The organism is Thioclava sp. DLFJ5-1 (genome assembly GCF_002020115.1).
Taxonomy (GTDB): domain Bacteria; phylum Pseudomonadota; class Alphaproteobacteria; order Rhodobacterales; family Rhodobacteraceae; genus Thioclava; species Thioclava sediminum.
The window spans coordinates 196718-214978 of record NZ_MPZU01000006.1 but is presented as its reverse complement, the minus strand read 5'-3'; the positions used below and the strand labels follow the sequence as shown (position 1 = coordinate 214978).

Genomic DNA, 18261 nt, shown 5'->3' with positions numbered 1-18261 from the left:
GTTTGCTCGCAGCTCGAAAATCGCGAGGGACATAAAATTACAAAAACGGAACGTCAGGGATTGAAAAGTTGCGCAGCCATGCGTATCCCTCTGAACGAACACCGCCCGATTCTGCGGCGCGGCAAGGACAGACAGGAGAAAGCCATGGCCCTTGATCAGGAAACCGGTATCGCGCCCTACGATGCGCCGGAGAAGGACCTTTACGAGATCGGCGAGATGCCGCCCCTCGGCTACGTCCCCCCGAAAATGTACGCTTGGGCGATCCGTCGCGAACGTCATGGCGAGCCCGAGCAGTCGTTCCAGCAGGAAGTCGTCGACACTTGGGAGATCGACAGCCACGAAGTGCTCGTTCTCGTGATGGCCGCGGGCGTGAACTATAACGGCGTCTGGGCCGGTCTCGGCGTGCCGATCTCGCCCTTCGACGGCCACAAGCAGCCCTATCACATCGCGGGCTCGGACGCGTCCGGCATTGTCTGGAAGGTGGGCGACAAGGTCAAACGCTGGAAAGTCGGCGACGAGGTGGTGATCCACTGCAACCAGGACGACGGCGACGACGAGGAATGCAACGGCGGCGACCCGATGTTCTCTCCCTCCCAGCGGATCTGGGGCTACGAGACGCATGACGGCTCGTTCTCGCAATTCACCCGCGTGCAGGCGCAGCAGCTGATGCCGCGCCCGAAGCACCTGACCTGGGAAGAGGCCGCCTGCTACACGCTGACGCTGGCCACTGCCTACCGGATGCTGTTCGGTCACCACCCGCATGAGCTCAAGCCGGGCCAGAACGTGCTGGTCTGGGGCGCCTCGGGCGGTCTGGGTTCCTACGCGATCCAGCTTGCGAATACCGCAGGCGCGAACGCGATCGGCGTGATCTCGGACGAGAGCAAGCGTCAGTTCGTGATGGATCAGGGCGCCAAGGGCGTGATCAACCGCAAGGACTTCAAGTGCTGGGGCCAGCTGCCCACGGTCAACACGCCGGAATATAACGAGTGGCTGAAAGAGGCCCGCAAGTTCGGCAAGGCGATCTGGGACATCACCGGCAAGGGCGTGAACGTGGACATGGTCTTCGAACACCCCGGCGAGGCGACTTTCCCGGTCTCGACCCTGATCGTGAAGAAGGGCGGCATGGTCGTGATCTGCGCCGGCACCTCGGGCTTCAACTGCACCTTCGACGTGCGCTACATGTGGATGCACCAGAAGCGCCTGCAGGGTTCGCACTTCGCCAACCTCAAGCAGGCGGCCTCGGCCAACAAGCTGATGGTGGAGCGGCGTCTGGACCCCTGCATGTCCGAGGTCTTCCCGTGGGATCAGATCCCGCAGGCCCACACCAAGATGCTGCGCAACGAGCACAAGCCGGGCAACATGGCCGTGCTGGTTCAGGCCCCGAAGACCGGGCTGCGCACCTTCGAAGACGCGCTGGAAGCGGGCCGCCGCAACTGACGACCCGTTGTTGTTTCACGGGAAACCCGCGCTCGGGAGGGCGCGGGTTTTCTTGTTTGGGGTTGAGGGGGGCGTTTATGGCGCGGGGCGACCAGCCCCGGGCCGCGCCCGACCCTCCCCCCGGGAGGGCGCATTGGCGACGTCATCGCGGGCACAAATGACTTACGGGCTTGCGAGATAAAGCGCGCAGCCACGCGCCGATCAAAGCGCCCACCCAAGGCTCGGGCGCGCCCCTCACTCCCCAAACGAAAAACGCCCGGCCGATCCGACCGGGCGCTTCCTGTTCTTTCGCCTGCTCTCAAGCGGCTTCGTTAACGTCGTCGGGCTGCTTCGCGCCGGTCATGTAGGCCACCGCATCCGACATCGAATGGTTCTTCGGATCGATCACGCAAAGCCGCTTGCCCAGCCGGTGGACGTGGACCCGATCTGCCACCTCGAACACATGCGGCATGTTGTGCGAGATCAGAATGATCGGCAGACCTTTTGCCTTGAGATCAAGGATCAGGTTGAGCACCTGACGGCTCTCCTTCACGCCGAGCGCCGCCGTCGGCTCGTCCATGATGATCACTTTCGACCCGAAAGCCGCCGCGCGAGCCACGGCCACGCCCTGACGCTGACCACCCGACAGCGTCTCGACCGCCTGATCGATATCCTGAATGGTCGCCAGCCCCAGATCGTTGAGCTTCTCTCGGGCGAAGGCGCGCATCGCGGGCTTGTCGAGCATCCGCAGCCATTTGCCCATCGGACCGGCGCGGCGCAACTCGCGCCCGACGAACATGTTGTCCACGATCGACAGCGCGGGAGAGAGCGCCAGCGTCTGATAGACCGTCGCGATCCCGGCATCCTGCGCCTCGAGCGGGCTCTTGAAGGAGATCGGTTTGCCTTCGAGTTTGATCTCGCCCTCGTCGGCCGTAACGGCCCCGGAAATCGCCTTGATGAGCGAGGATTTCCCGGCCCCATTATCGCCGATCACGGCCAGGATTTCGCCCGGGTAGAGATCGAAGTCGCATTCGTCGAGGGCGGTGACGCGGCCATAGCGTTTGACCAGACCGCGTGCGGTGAGAATGGGTTCTTGCGTCATGCCGAAACCTTTCTGATCCATTGGTCGATAGCGACCGCGATGATGATGAGCCACCCGATGGCGAAGACCTGCCAGAGCACGTCCACATTCGCGAGCCGCAGCCCCGACTGGAACACGCCCACGATCAGCGCCCCGAACAATGCGCCGAGGATCGAGCCGCGTCCGCCGAAGAGCGAAATGCCCCCGATCACGACGGCGGTGATGGAATGCAGGTTCGCCTCGTAGAAGGCCTGCGGCGAGATCGAGCCCACGCGGCCGATCGATGCCCAGGCTGCAATCGCGCAGACGAGCCCGGCCAGACCGTAGACCGACAGCAGCGTGCGGTCGGTACGGATGCCCGCGAGTTCCGCCGCCTCCTTATCGTCGCCCACGGCATAGACGTGGCGACCCCAGGCGGTCTTGTTCAGCAGATACCAGAGCACGAGGAACACCACGACCATCAGGACCGAACCGTAGGTCAGCCGCGCATTGCCGACGGTGATCGTGTTGCCGAAGAATTTCAGAAGGGGCGCGAACTTGTCGATATCCTGCGAGCGGATCGACTGCGCGCCCGAAAGCCACAGGTTCAGCGCGTAGAAGATCGACCAGGTGCCGAGCGTAGTAATGAAGGGCGGCAGTTTCACCTTGGTGACGAGGAAGCCGTTCAGCAAACCGGCGCCGGTGCCGCCTGCGAAGGAAATCAGCAGCGCGATCGGTGCGGGCACGCCCATGTAGACGGCAAGGTTGCCGGCAATCACCGACATCAGCACCATGATCGCCGCCACCGACAGGTCGATACCTGCGGTCAGGATGATCAGCGATTGCGCCGCAGCCAGCATCCCGATGATCGAGACCTGCTGCATGATCAGGGTCAGGTTGAAGGCGGAAAAGAACTTGCCCCCTGCGACCAGGCCGAAGACGGCAATGGACAACAGCAGCACGATCACCGGCACCATCGTCGGGTTGCCGTGCAGCCCGTGCTGGATCGTGCCGAAAAGCCCGCGTTTCTTAGTCTTGAAGGCCGCGACGGTCTTGTCGCTTTGGTCGAGGCCGTGCTCGAAGGACTGGCCGCGAGGCGGAACGGTCTGGGTCATGTCCGTCATCCTCTTTGTGCAATGTGGGGTGAAGGGCCGTCACCCGGCCCAAAGGAAAGGGCCACCGCGCGGGCGGCCCCTCCGAACTTTCAGGTGGGGATCAGCCCCAGCACTGCTTCAGGCCTTCTTCCGACGAGATCGAGTCGATGCCATCGACCGGCTGGTCGGTGATCAGCGTCACGCCGGTGTTGTAGAAGTCGAGACCTTCGGAGTTCTGCGGCTTGGTGCCGTCCTTGGCGAAGGCCGCGATCGCTTCGATACCCATCGAAGCCATCTTCAGCGGGAACTGCATCGAGGTCGCGCCGATGATGCCTTCCTTGACGTTCTGCACGCCCGGGCAACCGCCATCGACCGAGACGATCAGCGCCTGATCCTGCAGGCCGACCGACTTCAGCGCCTCGTAGGCACCGGCAGCGGCGGGCTCGTTGATCGTGTAGACGACATTGATGCCCGGATCTTTCTGGAGAAGGTTCTCCATGGCGGTGCGGCCGCCCTGCTCGTTGCCATTGGTCACGTCATGGCCGACGATGCGCGGATCGTCTTCGTCGCCGATCTTCTTGGGGTCTTTGACGTCGATGCCGAAGCCTTTCATGAAGCCCTGATCGCGCAGGTAATCGACCGAGACCTGGCTCGGGTTGAGGTCGAGGAAGGCGATCTTCGCATCCGCGGCCTTGTCGCCCATTTTCGCGTTGGCCCACTGACCGATCAGCTCGCCTGCCTTGAAGTTGTCGGTGGCGAAGGTCGCATCGGCGGTGTCGGCGGGCTCGAACGGGGTGTCGAGCGCGATCACCAGCGCACCGGCGTCACGCGCCTTCGTGACCGCAGGCGCAAGGGCGCGGCTGTCGGACGGGGTGATCAGGATACCCTTGGCGCCTGCCGCGATGCAGCTCTCGACCGCCGCGACCTGGCTTTCCACGTCGCCGTCGATCTTGCCCGCATAGGTGTTGAGCGTGATGCCCATCTCTTTGGCCTTGGCCGTCGCACCCTCTTTCATCTTCACGAAGAAGGGGTTGGTGTCGGTCTTGGTGATCAGGCAGGCGGTGGTTTCCGCCCAAGCGCCCGTCGCCATCAGGCCAAGCGCGGTTGCACCGAGAATTGCGGTTTTCTTCATCATGTCAGGTCTCCTCCCAGAAACGAATTGAGCCGTCCCTCCGATCGGCTTCGAAGCAGATCATGTGCGAAACCAGGCCGACTCGTCAATAGATAAATCACGTGGATTTATTAATTGACAGAACACCCTCTGGAAGCCGATAAATACTCAGCGTAACTTAAGCGCGAGCAGCCTCGGAGAATGAACTGTGCCCCAGCGCGTGATGGAAATGATCAAGACCGCCCCGGTGAAAATTGGCACGGATCATTCCTCAATGCGCAACCGCAACGAACGGCTGGTGATGTCACTGATTCGCCGCCGCGGCGCCCTCGCGAAATCCGAAATTGCGCGGATGACGGGCCTCTCGGCGCAGACCGTTTCCGTCATCATGCGCGCGCTCGAAGATGAAGGCTTCCTGCTGCGCTGCGACCCGGTGCGCGGCAAGGTCGGCCAGCCCACGGTGCCGATGCGCCTGAACCCGGAAGGCGCCTATTTTCTGGGCCTGAAGGTCGGACGCCGCCGCAGCGAGGTGATCCTGATCGACATGATGGGCACGCCGATCTCGCGCAGCGTCTCGCGCCACGACTACCCCACCGCCGCCGATACCATCGCCTTCGCCATCGACGCGATCGCGCGGATGGTGACGGAATTGCCCGCCTCGAAACGCGAACGCATCTCGGGCCTCGGCATCGGCGCGCCGTTCCGGATGTGGGACTGGGGCGTCGCGCTCGGGCTGGAAGAAAGCGCGATGGCCGATTGGCGCGAACGCGACATCCGCGCCGAGCTGGAGGCGATCTACCCGTTCCCCGTGGTGCTGGAAAACGACGCCTCCGCCGCCTGTTCGGCAGAGCTGTTGCTGGGCGACCAGACCCTGCCGGACGATTTCCTCTATGCGTTCGTGGGCTTCTTCGTGGGCGGCGGGCTGGTGATGAACGGCTCGCTTGTGACCGGTCCCAACAACAATGCGGGCGCGCTTGCGTCGATGCCGGTGCCCGACGGTCACGGCGGCCAGTGCCAATTGCTCGACGTGGCCTCGCTCTCAGCCATCGAAGCGGCGATGGCGGAGCGTGGCCTCGATGCGAGCTTCCTCTGGGAGCGGCGCGATGTGTGGGACCTTCCCGAAGACATCGTCGAGGACTGGCTCGCGAAAGCGGCGCGCGGCCTCGCGACTGTCGCCGCCTCGTCGGCAGCGCTGTGCGACCTCGATGCGATCGTAATCGATGGCTGGATGCCTGACGATTTGCGCGCGCGGCTCGTCGCCGCAACCGAAGCGGAACTCGCGAAAATCAACCTCTCGGGCGCGGGCGTTCCGATCGTGCGCGAGGGGCAGGTGGGCCCCGATGCGCGCGCGCTGGGGGCCGCGACCCTGCCGCTGAGCCTGCGTTTCCTGACCGAGATCGACCTGCCCGATCAGACCGACTGACCCGGCGCGGCGAAGCGCAGCGACACGATCAGGCCGGGGCGATTGTCGGACAGCTCCAGCTCCGCCTCGTGCAGCCCCGCCACCGCATGAACCAGCGCAAGCCCCAGCCCGTTGCCCGGCGTCGTGCGCGAGCGTTCCAGCCGATAAAGCCTGCGCAGAACCTTCTCGCGCTCGGCCTCGGGAATGCCGGGGCCATGATCCGCCACGCTGAGAATGATCGCGCCGCGTTCGCGCGACAGACTCACCGCGATCTTCGGCGCGGGGCCACCGTGACGGATCGCATTCTCGATCAGGTTCGACAGCATCTGCCCCAGCAGCCCCCGGTCGCCATGCACCATCAGCGGCGCATCGGGCCGTTGCAGGGTCAGCGCCCCGCCCGCCTCTTCGGCGCTCGCCTCGTAAAGCTCGGTGATATCGGCTGCGAGCGCGCCCAGATCGACCCGCGCGAAGCGTGCCTTGGGGCTGCCGCCCTCGATCTGCGCGATCCGCAGGAGCGAGTGGAACACGGCCACCGCGCGTTCGGCCTCGGTGCCTGCCTGCTCGGCCAGCGCCCGGGGCGGCGTGTCCTCGGGCAAAGCCTCTTGGAGCTCCGACAGCAGCACGGAAATTCGCTGCATCGGCGTCTTCAGATCATGGGCGATATCGGCGGAGACCTGACGGAGTGCCGCCACCGTCGCCTCCTGCGTTTCGGCCATCACGTTCAGCCGCGCCCCGATCCGCGCGAGGTCGTCGCCCTTCCGGGCCTTCACCTCGTCGCGCGGCACGCGCGCCTCCAGCCGCCCCTCGGTCAGATCGTCGAGCGTCTCTTCGATCGCGCTCACCCGCTTGCGCGCCCGCATCCCGACCCAAGCGCCATAGGCCGCAGAGACCAGCAGCGACGGGACGAAGGAGAAAACGAGGATCGCAAGGAAGGTCGAGGTCAGTTCCGCAATCGGCGCGCGGCTCTCCCCGATCACCAGCAAGCCACCCGCAAGCGGCATGGTCAGCGTGAAATAGCCATGTTTCGAGAGCGGCGCATATTCGGGATGCCGCGAGATGACCCAGCGGTCGCCCTGATGCGTGACCCGCACATTGCCGACCTGCCGCCCGTCCGACATGACGAAGGCGATCGCCCGCTCGGACGGGTCCGAGGCCCGCGCCTCCGCGGAGACGATCACCGAAAGCGTCTCGGGATTGGCGGCCACCTGAAACACCGCCGTCTGCTGTTTCAAATCGGCGCGGATCGAATCCTCGGTCGAGGAGCGCAGCGCGACATAGGCAAAGCCCAGCGTCACCAGAAGGATCGCGAAGACGATCCCCATCAGCCCCAGCGCCTGCCGCAGCGGCGTCGAGGCAAGGATTTCCGCGCGGTTCAGACGTGCCTTCATCAGCCCTCGATCCGGTAGCCCGCGCCGCGCACGGTGTGGATGAGGTCACGGTCGAACGGCTTGTCGACCTTGTTCCGGAGCCGCGAGATATGGGTTTCCACGACATTGGTCTGCGGATCGAAATTCAGATCCCACACGCCCTCCAGCAACATCGTCCGGGTCTGCACCCGGCCCTTGCGGCGCAGCAGAAATTCCAGAAGCGAGAACTCCCGCGGCAGAAGGTCGATCTCCTGCCCGCTGCGCGTCACCTTGCGCGCAATCAGATCCATCTTCAGATCGCCCGCCTCCAGCATCACCTGCTCCGACTGCGCCTGCGGACGGCGCGCCAATGCAGCGAGCCGCGCCGACAGTTCGCCGAAGGCGAAGGGTTTCACGAGGTAATCGTCCGCGCCTGCGTTGAGCCCCTCGATCCGGTCATCCACCCCACCGATCGCGGTCAGGAAGATGATCGGCGTCGTGACCTTCGCCGCCCGGATCGCGCGGGTAATCGAGAGACCGTCCAGTTCGGGCAGCATCCGGTCGATGATCATCACGTCATAGGTGCCGCCCAGCGCCTGGGTCAGCCCGTCGCGGCCATTCGCGAGATGGTCGACCGTGTGGCCCTCTTCGCGCAGGCCCCGCAGCACGTAATCGGCGGTGGTCGCGTCGTCTTCGATCAACAGCAGTTTCATCGCACTCGCTTTCTCGGTTCGCGACATATGTGGCCGATGCCACCGCACAAGTCACGCACCCCTCCCCGAAAGGTGAAAAGGATAACAGCTCTGCAATCTTCCCGCAGAGTCCCTGACAGGCTAGGCCCTCACATAGGGTGCATACCTGTCAACAAGGAGAGAAACATGCAGGACATTCGCAAAGCTCCCCTGCTGCGCACCCTCGCGACCACCGCCATGCTCGGCGCAGGCGCCGTGGCAACGAGCGGTCTGGCCCTGGTCCCGAACGTGGCCGCCGCCGAAACCTTCACCAACACCGTCGATCTGGTGAAGAAGGTGATGCCCGCCGTGGTCACCATCGAGATCAAGAAGCAGGCCAACGATCAGGAAATGGCCCAGATGGGGATGCCGCAGGATTTCCCCTTCGAGTTCTTCCAGCGTCGTTTCGGCATGCCCGACATGGGGCCCAACGGTCAGGGCCAGCCGATGCAACGTCCTGAGATCACCGGCCTCGGCACTGGCTTCATCATCCAGAAAGACGGCCATATCGTCACCAACGCGCATGTCGTCGACGGCGCCGAGAGCGTGAAGGTCACCTTCTCCGACGGCTCGACCGCGGATGCGAAAGTGATCGGCGAAGACAAGGCCACCGATATCGCCGTGGTCAAGGTCAATACCGACAAGGACCTGCCGACCGTGGGCTTCGGCGACAGCCAGACCGCACAGGTCGGCGAGCCCGTCGTGGCAATCGGCAACCCGTTCGGCCTTGGCACCTCCGTGTCGACCGGCATCGTCTCGGCCAAGGGTCGCGACTTGAAATCGGGCCCGTTCGATAACTACATCCAGACCGATGCCGCCATCAACAAAGGCAACTCGGGTGGCCCGCTCTTTGACGCCCAAGGCGAAGTGATCGGCATGAACACCGCGATCCTGTCGCCCACCGGCGGTTCCGTCGGGATCGGTTTCTCGGTGCCCTCCGACACGATCAAGGGCGTCGTCGCCGATCTGCAGAATGACGGCACCGTCAAGCGCGGCTTCCTCGGCGTGCAGATTCAGCCGGTCAGCGAGGACATCGCGGCGGCGCTGGGTCTCGACCAGCCCGAAGGCGTGCTCGTGGCCGATGTGTCGCCCGATACGCCCGCGAAGAAAGCCGGCCTGAAGCGCGGCGACATCATCGTCGGTGTCGATGGCAAACCGATGAAAGCCCCCCGCGATCTGACCCGTGCCATCGGCTCGGACGCGCCGGGCACCGAAGTGCAGCTCTCGCTGCTGCGCGCGAACAAGCCGCTCACGCTCTCCGTCACTCTTGATGAGCGGCCCACCGAGAAGACCAAGTCGTAATACTTGACGTCTATCGGTTAGAAGTCACGCCCGGAGCATCTGCTTCGGGCGTGACTTTTATTTTGAAGGGTCAGTTTGCGCTGTCGGGCGCGGAGGCCGCGTCGGAGGCAGGCGGCGCGATTTCACCCGCCACCTGATACAGCCGCCAGTCATCCTGCCGGAAATGCCGCTCCGCGATCTGGCTGAGACCGTCGGCGCCCTCGATCGGCTTCGCCGCAAGGACCAGACCGCCGGGATGATCCGCCATCCAGCGCCCCAGATCGGCGCTGTTGCCAAGCACCGTCACAGGTGTCTCAAGCCGCGCAACGAACGAGAACTGCCCCGCATAGCCGCGATCAGTGGTCGCCACGCCATTCTCGGAATGCGCGGCGATCAGGCTCGCGATCGGGGCCGGATCGTAGACTTTCCAAAGGATCGGCCAGACCATGATCTGAATGGCGATCAGCACGAGCGGTGCGACGAAGGCTTCGGCAAACCAACCCTGCCGCGCCTTCAGCACGATCAGCGCGCCGCCCACGAGCAGCGCCACACCCGCGATCACGAAGAGCCACGAGCCGGTGCCCTCGGGCAGTTCCGGGAACGCCCCGAAATGCACCGATGCCGCAGCAATCGCCGTCGCCACCCCGGGCAGAAGCCACAGCAGGCGCAGCCAGCGCATCCGGCGCTCCGCCGTGGGCAGCAGTCCCGACAGGATCAGCGCCAGCGCAGGCAGTTCCGGCACGAGGTAATGCGCCTGCTTGCCCGAGATCAGCGAGAAGGCGACAAATGCGGTGGCGAACCAGACCGCCACCATGCGCGTACCCGCATCCTCCCACAGCCGCGAGGGGTTGAAGGTGGCCAGCCCCGCGCGGCTCCAGCCCCACGGCCAGAGGAAGAAGGGCAGCAGCGCCACGAAGAACCAGACGGGACGACCATGGGCGAAGCTTTCGACCATCCGTCCGGCGCTTTGCTTCCACAGGATCTGCTCGCGATACTCCGCCCCGCCGAAGATGATCGCGGGGCCGAGCCACAGCAGCACGATGCCGAAACCGATCAGAAAACCGATCCCGATCCGCGCATACCACTGCTTGAGCGCGGGCCGCTCTGCCCCTGTCGCCCAAAGCGGCATCAGAAGCGCAGTCGGCAGCACATGCACCAGGATCACCGGCCCCTTGGCGAAGACGCCGAAAGCCAGCGCGATGCCAAGCCCGATCACCGGGGCGAAGCGATCCGTGTCGCGCATCGCCCAGACCGCGAGCATCCCCAGCAGCGTCGCCGCCGTCAGCATAGTGTCGAACATCGTCGTGGAGCCGAACAGCAGGAACACCCCGCTCGTCCCGAGGATCAGCGCGGCGAGCCCGGCGCGCTCGGGCTCTTCCGGCCAGAGCCTGCGCGCGAGCATCGCGACCAGCCCGACCGACAGCAGCCCGAAGGCGGGCGCGACCAGCCGCGCCGCCCATTCGCTGGGCCCCGTGACGCTCCAGACGATATTGATGAGCCAGAACAGAAGCGGCGGCTTGTCGGAATAGATCGCCCCGTTGAGATGCGGCACCAGCTTGGAGCCGCCCTGCCACATCTCCCAGGCGACGGTGACATAGCGCGTCTCGTCGATCGCCATCAGCGGGCGCATGACCATCAACACCACCGCGCTCAGCGCGAAAAGGAAAAGCGCCCCGATCAGGGGAACGCGCCAAGCGGTCGAACTCATAGGCGTGTCTTTCTGTCGTCTGTGTCGAAGGGTTCCATATTGCTTGACCCCCGAATGCCCCCGCATGTCAAGCCACACGACCATCACGGCTGCAGGATGGGCGCTCAAAATGAATTAAGAAAAACTTGGAACTGCCCGGAGCGGGGCAACGTTGGATGTCCGAAGATACAGAAGGGAGACACGTACCATGAAGAAGATGTTCCTCATCCTGCCGCTCAGCGCCACCGTTGCTGTTGCAGGCTGCCAGATGTCGCAACAAGACCGCGCTGCCGCGACCGGCGGTGTTGCCGGTGCCGCGATTGGCGCTGCTGTTTCGGATGACGGCGACCGCGTCCAGAACGCCGCGATCGGCGGCGCAGTCGGCACCGTTGCCGGCGCTCTGATCGGCAAAGCCAACCAGCCGGGTCAGTGCCGCTATCGCGACTCCTATGGCCGCGAGTACATCGCGCCCTGCTAAGGCCCCGCCACAGGTAACCTCGAAAACCGTTCGGACCCTCATCCGAACGGTTTTTTCATGCGCGCATGGCGGGATGTCCCGCAGACGTGACAAGCGCGGATTGTCGCACGCCATTGCCGCAGACCCTCTGCCCGGCTATCTCCACAGCCAAGCGCGACAGAGAAAAAGACCCCACAATCCCTATGACAGACGCCACGACCGAAGCGCCGAAGCCGAAAGCCGTTCTGGCCCGTATCGCTCAGCCGGTGGCGGGGAAGTTGAAGCTCGCCGGGTGGCTCGGCGTGGCCTCGGCGCTGATCTGGCCCGCGCAGGCCGCTCTGATCGGCTTGGTCCTTGGCAATCTGGTCGCGCCCGGAGTAAGCCCCGCGCTTTCGCCGCTTGCCGGGGCCGCGGGTTTCGTGGCGCTGGCGCTCGTGCGGATCGTGCTCGACTGGGTTTCGCAGAAGCTTTCCGCCGATGCCGCCGAGGTCGTGCTGCGCGAGAGCCGCGAGACACTGATCCGAAAGGCGCTGCGTCAGGCCAGCGGGGCCGCCGCGTTGTCGCCTGCGGAACTGGCCTCGCTCTCGGCGGAGAAGCTCGGCGCACTCGGGCCTTGGGCCACGCGCTACCAGCCCGCCTTCCTACGCGCCCGGATCATACCCCTCGCCTTCATCCTGCTCGCCGCCACGCAAAGCTGGGCGGTCGCGGGCATCTTGCTGATTGCGGGGCCGCTGATCCCGCTGTTCATGGCGCTTGTTGGCATGGCCGCGCAGGACGCCTCGGAAAAGCAAATGGTCGAGATCGGCTCTCTGAACCGCCTGCTGATCGACCGGATCGCCGCGATCACCGATCTGCGGCTCTTGGGCGCGGAGGCCCGCTCGCGCGCCGATCTGGAGACCAAATCCGAAGACCTGCGCGTCCGCACGATGGCGGTTCTGCGGGTGGCCTTCCTCTCCTCGACGCTTCTGGAACTGTTCGCCGCAATCGGCGTGGCGCTGGTCGCGGTCTATGTCGGCTTCTCGCTGATCGGCTGGATGAATTTCGGCACATGGGGCAGCAAGATGACCCCGGCCGAGGGGATTTTCCTGCTGATGATCGCGCCCGAATTCTTCCAGCCGCTGCGCGATCTGGCTGCCGCATGGCATGACCGGGCCGCCGCTCTCGCCGTCGCCTCCGAGCTGGAGACGACCGAGACCGAAATCGCCAAGGCCAACACGCTGATGGGCACCGGCGGCGAAGGAACGGCGCCTACGCTTGGCCCCCTGCACTGGCACGGTCTGCAAATCCGCCCCGGCGAGGCCGCCGATCCGATCCCCCTGCCCGATGGCGACATCGCGCCGGGCGAGGCCGTGGCGATCACCGGGCCGTCGGGCGCAGGCAAGACGACGCTTCTGACCGCGCTGGTCGGGTTGATCCATCCCGAGGCCGGGGAGATCACGCTGGGCGAGACCACGCTGACAGAGCAAAACGCCGATGACTGGCGCGCGGCTTTCGGCTGGATTCCGCAAAGCCCGCGCTTCGCCGATGCGAGCCTGCGCGAGCTGATCACGCTGAACCGTCCCGGCGATCTCGATGCGGCGCTGGACGCCGCGCAGGCGACCGAGGTCGTCGCGGGCCTCCCCGGCGGGCTCGACGCCCGGCTGGGCGATATGGGCGGCGGCGTCTCGGGCGGCGAGGCGCGGCGCCTGCTGATCGCGCGGGCCCATTACGCGGGCCGCCCGATCGTGCTGGCCGACGAACCGACCGCCGATCTCGATGCCGAGACGGGCGCCAAGGTGATCGCGGCGCTGCTGGCGCTGCGCGCAAACGGCACGACCTTGATCGTCGCGAGCCACGACCCCGCCCTCGTTGCCGCGATGGACCGCCAGATCGACTTGGAGGGCGCAGCATGAAAACGCTTCTGACCCTCACCGCCCGCCTGATCGCCGATCAGAAATGGGCCTTCAGCCGGGGCCTCGCGCTGTCCTTCCTCGTGCTCGCGATGGGGGCGGCGCTGCTGGGCCTGTCGGGCTGGTTCATCACCGCCTCGGCCTTGGCCGGGATCACGGGGCTGGGCCTCAACTTCAATTTCTTCACCCCTTCGGCAGGCGTGCGCGGCCTCGCGCTCGGTCGCGCGGTCTCGCGCTATGGCGAGCGGCTGCTGACCCATGACGCCACGCTGCGCGCGCTGGCCAAGCTGCGCATCGACCTGATGGATGGCGTCTCGCGCCGCCCGCATGAGGAACAGGCGCGGCTGCGCGGTGCGCAGGCGCTGAACCGGATCACCTCGGACGTGGACGCGCTGGACGGCGTGCTGCTGCGGCTGGTGCTCCCCTTCCTTGCAGGCGGCATGGTGCAGATCGCGGCGCTTCTTATGCTGTGGTGGCTCGAAGGGCTGCCGATCGGGCTGGCGGTCTTCCTGATCTACCTGCTGGGCGGCGGGCTCGGGCTGATCTGGGTGGCCCGTGCCGCCCGCCACGATGCCCGCGCCGCCGAGACCGCGCTGCAAAATATCCGCCGCCGCGCGTTGGAAACGATGCGCGCCCGCGCAGATCTGGCCGTGGCCGGACAGTTGGAGGCCGCCACCGCGCAGACCTTGACCGAGGTCGAAGCCGAGGCGCTGGCGCGGCGCAATCTCGAAGCGCTCGACCGGCGCGTGGGGGCCGTGATCTCGGCCACCACCGCGCTAGCCGGAGCCGCCGCCCTGGCTATCGCCGGGCAGATGGCGCTGGCCGGGCAGATCACGCCCGCCCGCGCCGCGATGGGCCTTTTCGTCGCGCTGGCGCTGGCCGAGTCGCTGATGCTGCTCCGTCGCGGCATGGCAGAAATCGGGCGGATGCAGGAGGCGGGCGCGCGGGTCATGGACCTGACCGATACGCCCGAGCGCCCCCAGCCCGACGGCCACGCCCCCACCGATACGGACGACCCGCTGATCGAGTCGCGCAACGTGGCCTTCACCCGCAGCAATAGCGCCGCGCCGCTCTTTTCGGATCTGACCTTCAGCCTCGCGCGTGGCGAGACGGTGATGCTTGCCGGGCCTTCGGGCGCGGGGAAATCCACCGCGCTCGCCGTGCTGTCCGGCCTTCTCAAGCCGTCCGGCGGCGAGATCACGGTGAAGGGCCGCGCGCTGCCCGACTGGCCGGAAGGCGACCTGCGCGATGTGCTCACCATGGTTCCGCAGCGCAGCCAGCTGATCGGCGGCACCATCGCCGAGAACCTCGCGCTCGCTCTGCCGCCCGAGGCGCAGCTCGATGAAGACGCGGCCTGGGCCGCGCTGCGCGCCGTCGCGCTCGATGAGGTGATCGCCGCGCGCGGTGGCCTCGAGGCACGGCTTGGCGAAGGCGGCACCGGTCTTTCGGGCGGTCAGACGAAACGTCTGGCGCTGGCCCGTGCGGCTTTGCGCCAGCCCGACATCCTGCTGCTGGACGAGCCCACCGAAGGGCTCGACGCGACGACAGCCGCCGCGACTCTCTCCGGATTGCGTGCCCTTTTGCCCGACGCAGGCTTCCTTCTGGTGTCTCACAGACAGCCCGATCAGAGCGCCGCCACGGGCACCATCGCGCTGAAATGACGCATAACCTGCGACAATAAGTCCTTAATTTCATGTGACATATTGTCGTTCACAGCTCTTCACACCTCCGTGCGACACATCGTCAATTTGATTTGGCTCAATGTCAGGCGCAGACCGCCCGCCCATAAGCTGCATCCAGGAATAATATTTCCGAGAAACTCGGCTTTTGGCGAGGTCGGGTGCAAGTAGGGAAACGGAGAACGAGAATGGATTTCGGGATCGTCGAGCTGTCACGGCTGCAATTTGCCATGACCGCCATGTATCACTTCCTCTTCGTGCCGCTGACGCTTGGTCTGTCGATCATCGTGGCGATCATGGAGACGGTCTATGTGATGACCAACCGCCCCATCTGGCGGCAAATGACCAAGTTCTGGGCCACGCTGTTCGGCATCAATTTCGTGCTGGGCGTGGCCACGGGCCTCACGATGGAATTCCAGTTCGGCATGAACTGGAGCTACTATTCGCATTACGTCGGCGACATCTTCGGCGCACCGCTCGCGATTGAGGGCCTGATGGCCTTCTTCATGGAAGCGACCTTCGTCGGGTTGATGTTCTTCGGCTGGGAGAAGCTCTCGCCGGTCAAGCACATGGTCGTCACTTGGCTCGTCGCCATCGGGTCGAACTTCTCGGCGCTCTGGATCCTCATCGCCAATGGCTGGATGCAGAACCCCGTCGGGGCGCATTTCAACCCGCTGACGATGCGGATGGAGATGACCTCCTTCTTCGACGTCGTGTTCAACCCCGTTGCCCAGGCCAAGTTCGTGCACACGGTGTCGGCAGGCTATGTCACGGCGGCTGTCTTCGTGATGGGCGTGTCGAGCTGGTACATGCTCAAGGGCCGTCACTTCGAACTCGCCCGCCGCTCGATCGCGGTTGCGGCCGCCTTCGGTCTCGCCTCGGCCCTGTCGGTCGTCATCCTCGGCGACGAGTCGGGCTACGAGACGACTCACAACCAGAAAATGAAGCTCGCCGCGATGGAAGCGATGTGGGAGACCGAACCGGCGCCCGCCTCCTTCACCCTCTTCGGCATTCCCGATCAGCAAGATCGCGAGACCAAATACGCGATCCATATCCCGTGGGTGATGGGCCTGATCGGCACCCGCTCGCTGACCGAGCAGATCACCGGGATCGACGAGCTCGTGAAAGGCTCGGAAGAGCGGATTCGCAACGGTATCGTCGCCTATGACGACCTGCTGAAAATCCGCGAAGCCAAGGGCGACGTTTCCGCCGATGTCGAGAAGCAGTTCAACGAGAATGTCGGCGATCTGGGCTATGCCTATCTGCTCAAACGCTACGTGGACGATCCGCGTCAGGCGACCGATGCGCAGATCAAGATGGCCGCGGATGACACCGTGCCGACGGTCTGGCCGATCTTCTGGTCTTTCCGCCTGATGGTGGCGCTTGGCTTCTCCTTCATCGCGCTGATGGTCTACTTCTTCGTCGTCTCGAACTGGAAGGGCATGCAATATCCGCGTTGGGCGCTGCGTCTGGCCGTGATCGTCATCCCCGCCCCGTGGATCGCCGCGGAACTGGGCTGGTTCACCGCCGAGTTCGGACGCCAACCCTGGACGGTGGACGGCGTGTTGCCGACGGCACTTTCGGTCAGTCACCTGTCGGTGGGCGACCTGCTGTTCACGCTGCTGGGCTTCGTGGCCTTCTACACCGTGCTCTTCGTCATCGAGATGGGCCTGATGATCAAATACATCAAAAAAGGCCCGTATCAGGATGTCGAGGTCACTCAAGAGTGGCTGCAGCGCCATGACGACCGCCTGTCCGGTCGCGATGGCAACGCCCCTGTCACCATGCTTGCGGAGTAAGGAACATGATCCTCTTTGAACTTATCCCCCTCGACGTTCTTCGCGTCATCTGGTGGCTGCTGCTGGGCGTCCTGCTGATCGGTTTCGCTCTCACCGACGGCTTCGATATGGGCGTGGGTGCCCTTCTGCCCTTCGTCGGCAAGACCGATAGCGAGCGCCGCGTGGCGATCAACACTGTCGGCCCGGTCTGGGAAGGCAACCAGGTCTGGTTCATCCTTGGCGGGGGCGCGATCTTCGCGGCCTGGCCACCCCTCTATGCGGTGAGCTTCTCGGGGTTCTACCTCGCGATGTTCCTCGTGCTCGCGGCGTTGATCCTGCGCCCCGTCGGCTTCAAGTATCGCTCGAAGCGCGACTCGGCGGCTTGGCGCAACGGCTGGGACTGGGCGCTCTTCGTGGGCGGCGCGGTGCCGGCACTGATCTTCGGCGTCGCCATGGGCAACGTCCTGCAAGGCGTGCCCTTCGAGCTCAACGACATGCTGATGCCGCTCTATCCGGGCAACTTCATCATGAAGCTGCTGGGCCTTCTGAACCCCTATGCGCTGCTGGCTGGCGTGGTGTCGCTGTCGATGCTGATGATGCATGGCGCGGCGTGGCTCTCGGTGAAGACCGAAGGCGCGGTGAAGGTTCGCGCGACCGAGATCGGCTCCGTTGCAGGCATGGTGGCCTTCGTGGCCTATATCCTCGCGGGGATCTGGCTCGCCTTCGGGATCACGGGCTACCACATCACCTCGGTCGTGCCGGACAACGGCCCCTCCAACCCGCTCTTCTCGACGGTCGAGCATAGCGGGAGCTGGATGCAGGCCTATGCGGACCGCCCCTGGATCGCGATTGCGCCGATCCTCGGCCTCGCGGGTATCGCAATGGCGGTACGGGGGCTGCGCGCCGGGCGCGAAGTCTCGACGCTGCTCTGGTCGAAACTGGGCATCTTCGGCGTGATCTCCTCGGTCGGCCTGACGATGTTCCCCTTCATCCTGCCGAGCTCGAAAATGCCCGACGCTTCGCTGACGGTCTGGGACGCGTCGTCCTCGCACCAGACGCTGTTCATCATGCTCGTCTGCGCGCTCATCTTCATGCCGCTCATCCTCGCCTATACCGCATGGGTCTATAAGGTCCTGTGGGGCAAGGTGACGGTCGAAGATGTCGAGCGCGACAGCCATACCGTTTACTAAGGAGACAGACAGATGTGGTATTTCGCATGGATCCTCGGGCTTCCGCTGGCCGCACTGGTCGCCGTCGCCAACGCGATGTGGCTCGAGATGCAGAACGACTGCAAGATCGCCGGTGAGTGCAAGGACGACTGACCTTGCCC

Annotated in this window: 15 protein-coding genes; 9 read left to right on the top strand and 6 right to left on the bottom strand. The window is 65.0% G+C overall.

Annotated elements, in window-relative coordinates:
• The first annotated feature begins 144 nt into the window (after nucleotides 1-144).
• The gene (gene ccrA, locus BMI86_RS18105) at nucleotides 145-1437 is read left to right on the top strand and encodes a crotonyl-CoA carboxylase/reductase (RefSeq protein ID WP_078542614.1); all 1293 of its coding nucleotides are present in this window, start codon (nucleotides 145-147) and stop codon (nucleotides 1435-1437) included.
• A 298-nt stretch (nucleotides 1438-1735) separates the two neighbouring features.
• Here ccrA and BMI86_RS18100 read toward each other — a convergent pair whose 3' ends face one another.
• From BMI86_RS18100 to BMI86_RS18090, 3 genes are all read right to left on the bottom strand, one after another.
• Entirely contained in the window at nucleotides 1736-2518 is a 783-nt protein-coding gene (locus BMI86_RS18100) for an ATP-binding cassette domain-containing protein (protein ID WP_078542575.1), read from the bottom strand.
• Nucleotides 2515-3591, bottom strand: a complete 1077-nt coding sequence (locus BMI86_RS18095; protein WP_078542574.1) for an ABC transporter permease — start codon at nucleotides 3589-3591, stop codon at nucleotides 2515-2517. The genes BMI86_RS18100 and BMI86_RS18095 overlap by 4 nt, the downstream gene beginning before the upstream one ends.
• Nucleotides 3592-3691: 100 nt before the next feature.
• Nucleotides 3692-4702 (bottom strand): sugar ABC transporter substrate-binding protein, encoded by a 1011-nt coding sequence (locus BMI86_RS18090; protein ID WP_078542613.1) that lies wholly within the window; start codon nucleotides 4700-4702, stop codon nucleotides 3692-3694.
• 187 nt (nucleotides 4703-4889) lie between these two features.
• Between BMI86_RS18090 and BMI86_RS18085 the strand changes: the two genes are divergently transcribed.
• Nucleotides 4890-6104 carry an ROK family protein gene (locus tag BMI86_RS18085; protein WP_348638957.1) on the top strand — a complete coding sequence of 405 codons (1215 nt, stop codon included), beginning with the start codon at nucleotides 4890-4892 and terminating at the stop codon, nucleotides 6102-6104.
• Here the strand turns inward: BMI86_RS18085 and BMI86_RS18080 are convergent.
• Nucleotides 6092-7471, bottom strand: a complete 1380-nt coding sequence (locus BMI86_RS18080; RefSeq protein WP_078542572.1) for a HAMP domain-containing sensor histidine kinase — start codon at nucleotides 7469-7471, stop codon at nucleotides 6092-6094. The two genes, BMI86_RS18085 and BMI86_RS18080, sit on opposite strands and share 13 nt — an antisense overlap.
• Nucleotides 7471-8142 carry a response regulator transcription factor gene (locus BMI86_RS18075; RefSeq protein ID WP_078542612.1) on the bottom strand — a complete coding sequence of 224 codons (672 nt, stop codon included), beginning with the start codon at nucleotides 8140-8142 and terminating at the stop codon, nucleotides 7471-7473. The genes BMI86_RS18080 and BMI86_RS18075 overlap by 1 nt, the downstream gene beginning before the upstream one ends.
• A 165-nt stretch (nucleotides 8143-8307) precedes the next feature.
• Here BMI86_RS18075 and BMI86_RS18070 point away from each other — a divergent pair, with 165 nt between their 5' ends.
• Nucleotides 8308-9462, top strand: coding sequence for a Do family serine endopeptidase (locus BMI86_RS18070; protein ID WP_078542571.1), 1155 nt, complete (start codon nucleotides 8308-8310; stop codon nucleotides 9460-9462).
• Between the two features lie 70 nt (nucleotides 9463-9532).
• On the opposite strand, the gene BMI86_RS18065 is transcribed toward BMI86_RS18070, so the two are convergent.
• Entirely contained in the window at nucleotides 9533-11149 is a 1617-nt protein-coding gene (locus BMI86_RS18065) for a glycosyltransferase family 39 protein (protein WP_168173888.1), read from the bottom strand.
• Between the two features lie 187 nt (nucleotides 11150-11336).
• Here BMI86_RS18065 and BMI86_RS18060 point away from each other — a divergent pair, with 187 nt between their 5' ends.
• The 6 genes from BMI86_RS18060 (at nucleotide 11337) to cydX (ending at nucleotide 18253) form a co-directional block, all read left to right on the top strand.
• Entirely contained in the window at nucleotides 11337-11606 is a 270-nt protein-coding gene (locus tag BMI86_RS18060; protein ID WP_075776878.1) for a YMGG-like glycine zipper-containing protein, read from the top strand.
• Between the two features lie 182 nt (nucleotides 11607-11788).
• Entirely contained in the window at nucleotides 11789-13477 is a 1689-nt protein-coding gene (gene cydD, locus BMI86_RS18055; protein WP_078542569.1) for a thiol reductant ABC exporter subunit CydD, read from the top strand.
• Nucleotides 13474-15135: an ATP-binding cassette domain-containing protein gene (locus BMI86_RS18050; RefSeq protein WP_078542568.1), complete on the top strand. Its 1662-nt coding sequence runs from the start codon at nucleotides 13474-13476 to the stop codon at nucleotides 15133-15135. Before cydD ends, BMI86_RS18050 begins: the two co-directional genes overlap by 4 nt.
• Before the next feature lie 206 nt (nucleotides 15136-15341).
• Nucleotides 15342-16952, top strand: coding sequence for a cytochrome ubiquinol oxidase subunit I (locus BMI86_RS18045; RefSeq protein WP_078542567.1), 1611 nt, complete (start codon nucleotides 15342-15344; stop codon nucleotides 16950-16952).
• Between the two features lie 5 nt (nucleotides 16953-16957).
• Complete coding sequence (gene cydB / locus BMI86_RS18040; protein ID WP_078542566.1) at nucleotides 16958-18121, top strand: cytochrome d ubiquinol oxidase subunit II; 1164 nt, start codon at nucleotides 16958-16960, stop codon at nucleotides 18119-18121.
• Nucleotides 18122-18133: 12 nt separating this feature from the next.
• Entirely contained in the window at nucleotides 18134-18253 is a 120-nt protein-coding gene (gene cydX, locus BMI86_RS18035; RefSeq protein WP_078521427.1) for a cytochrome bd-I oxidase subunit CydX, read from the top strand.
• Nucleotides 18254-18261 lie beyond the last annotated feature (8 nt).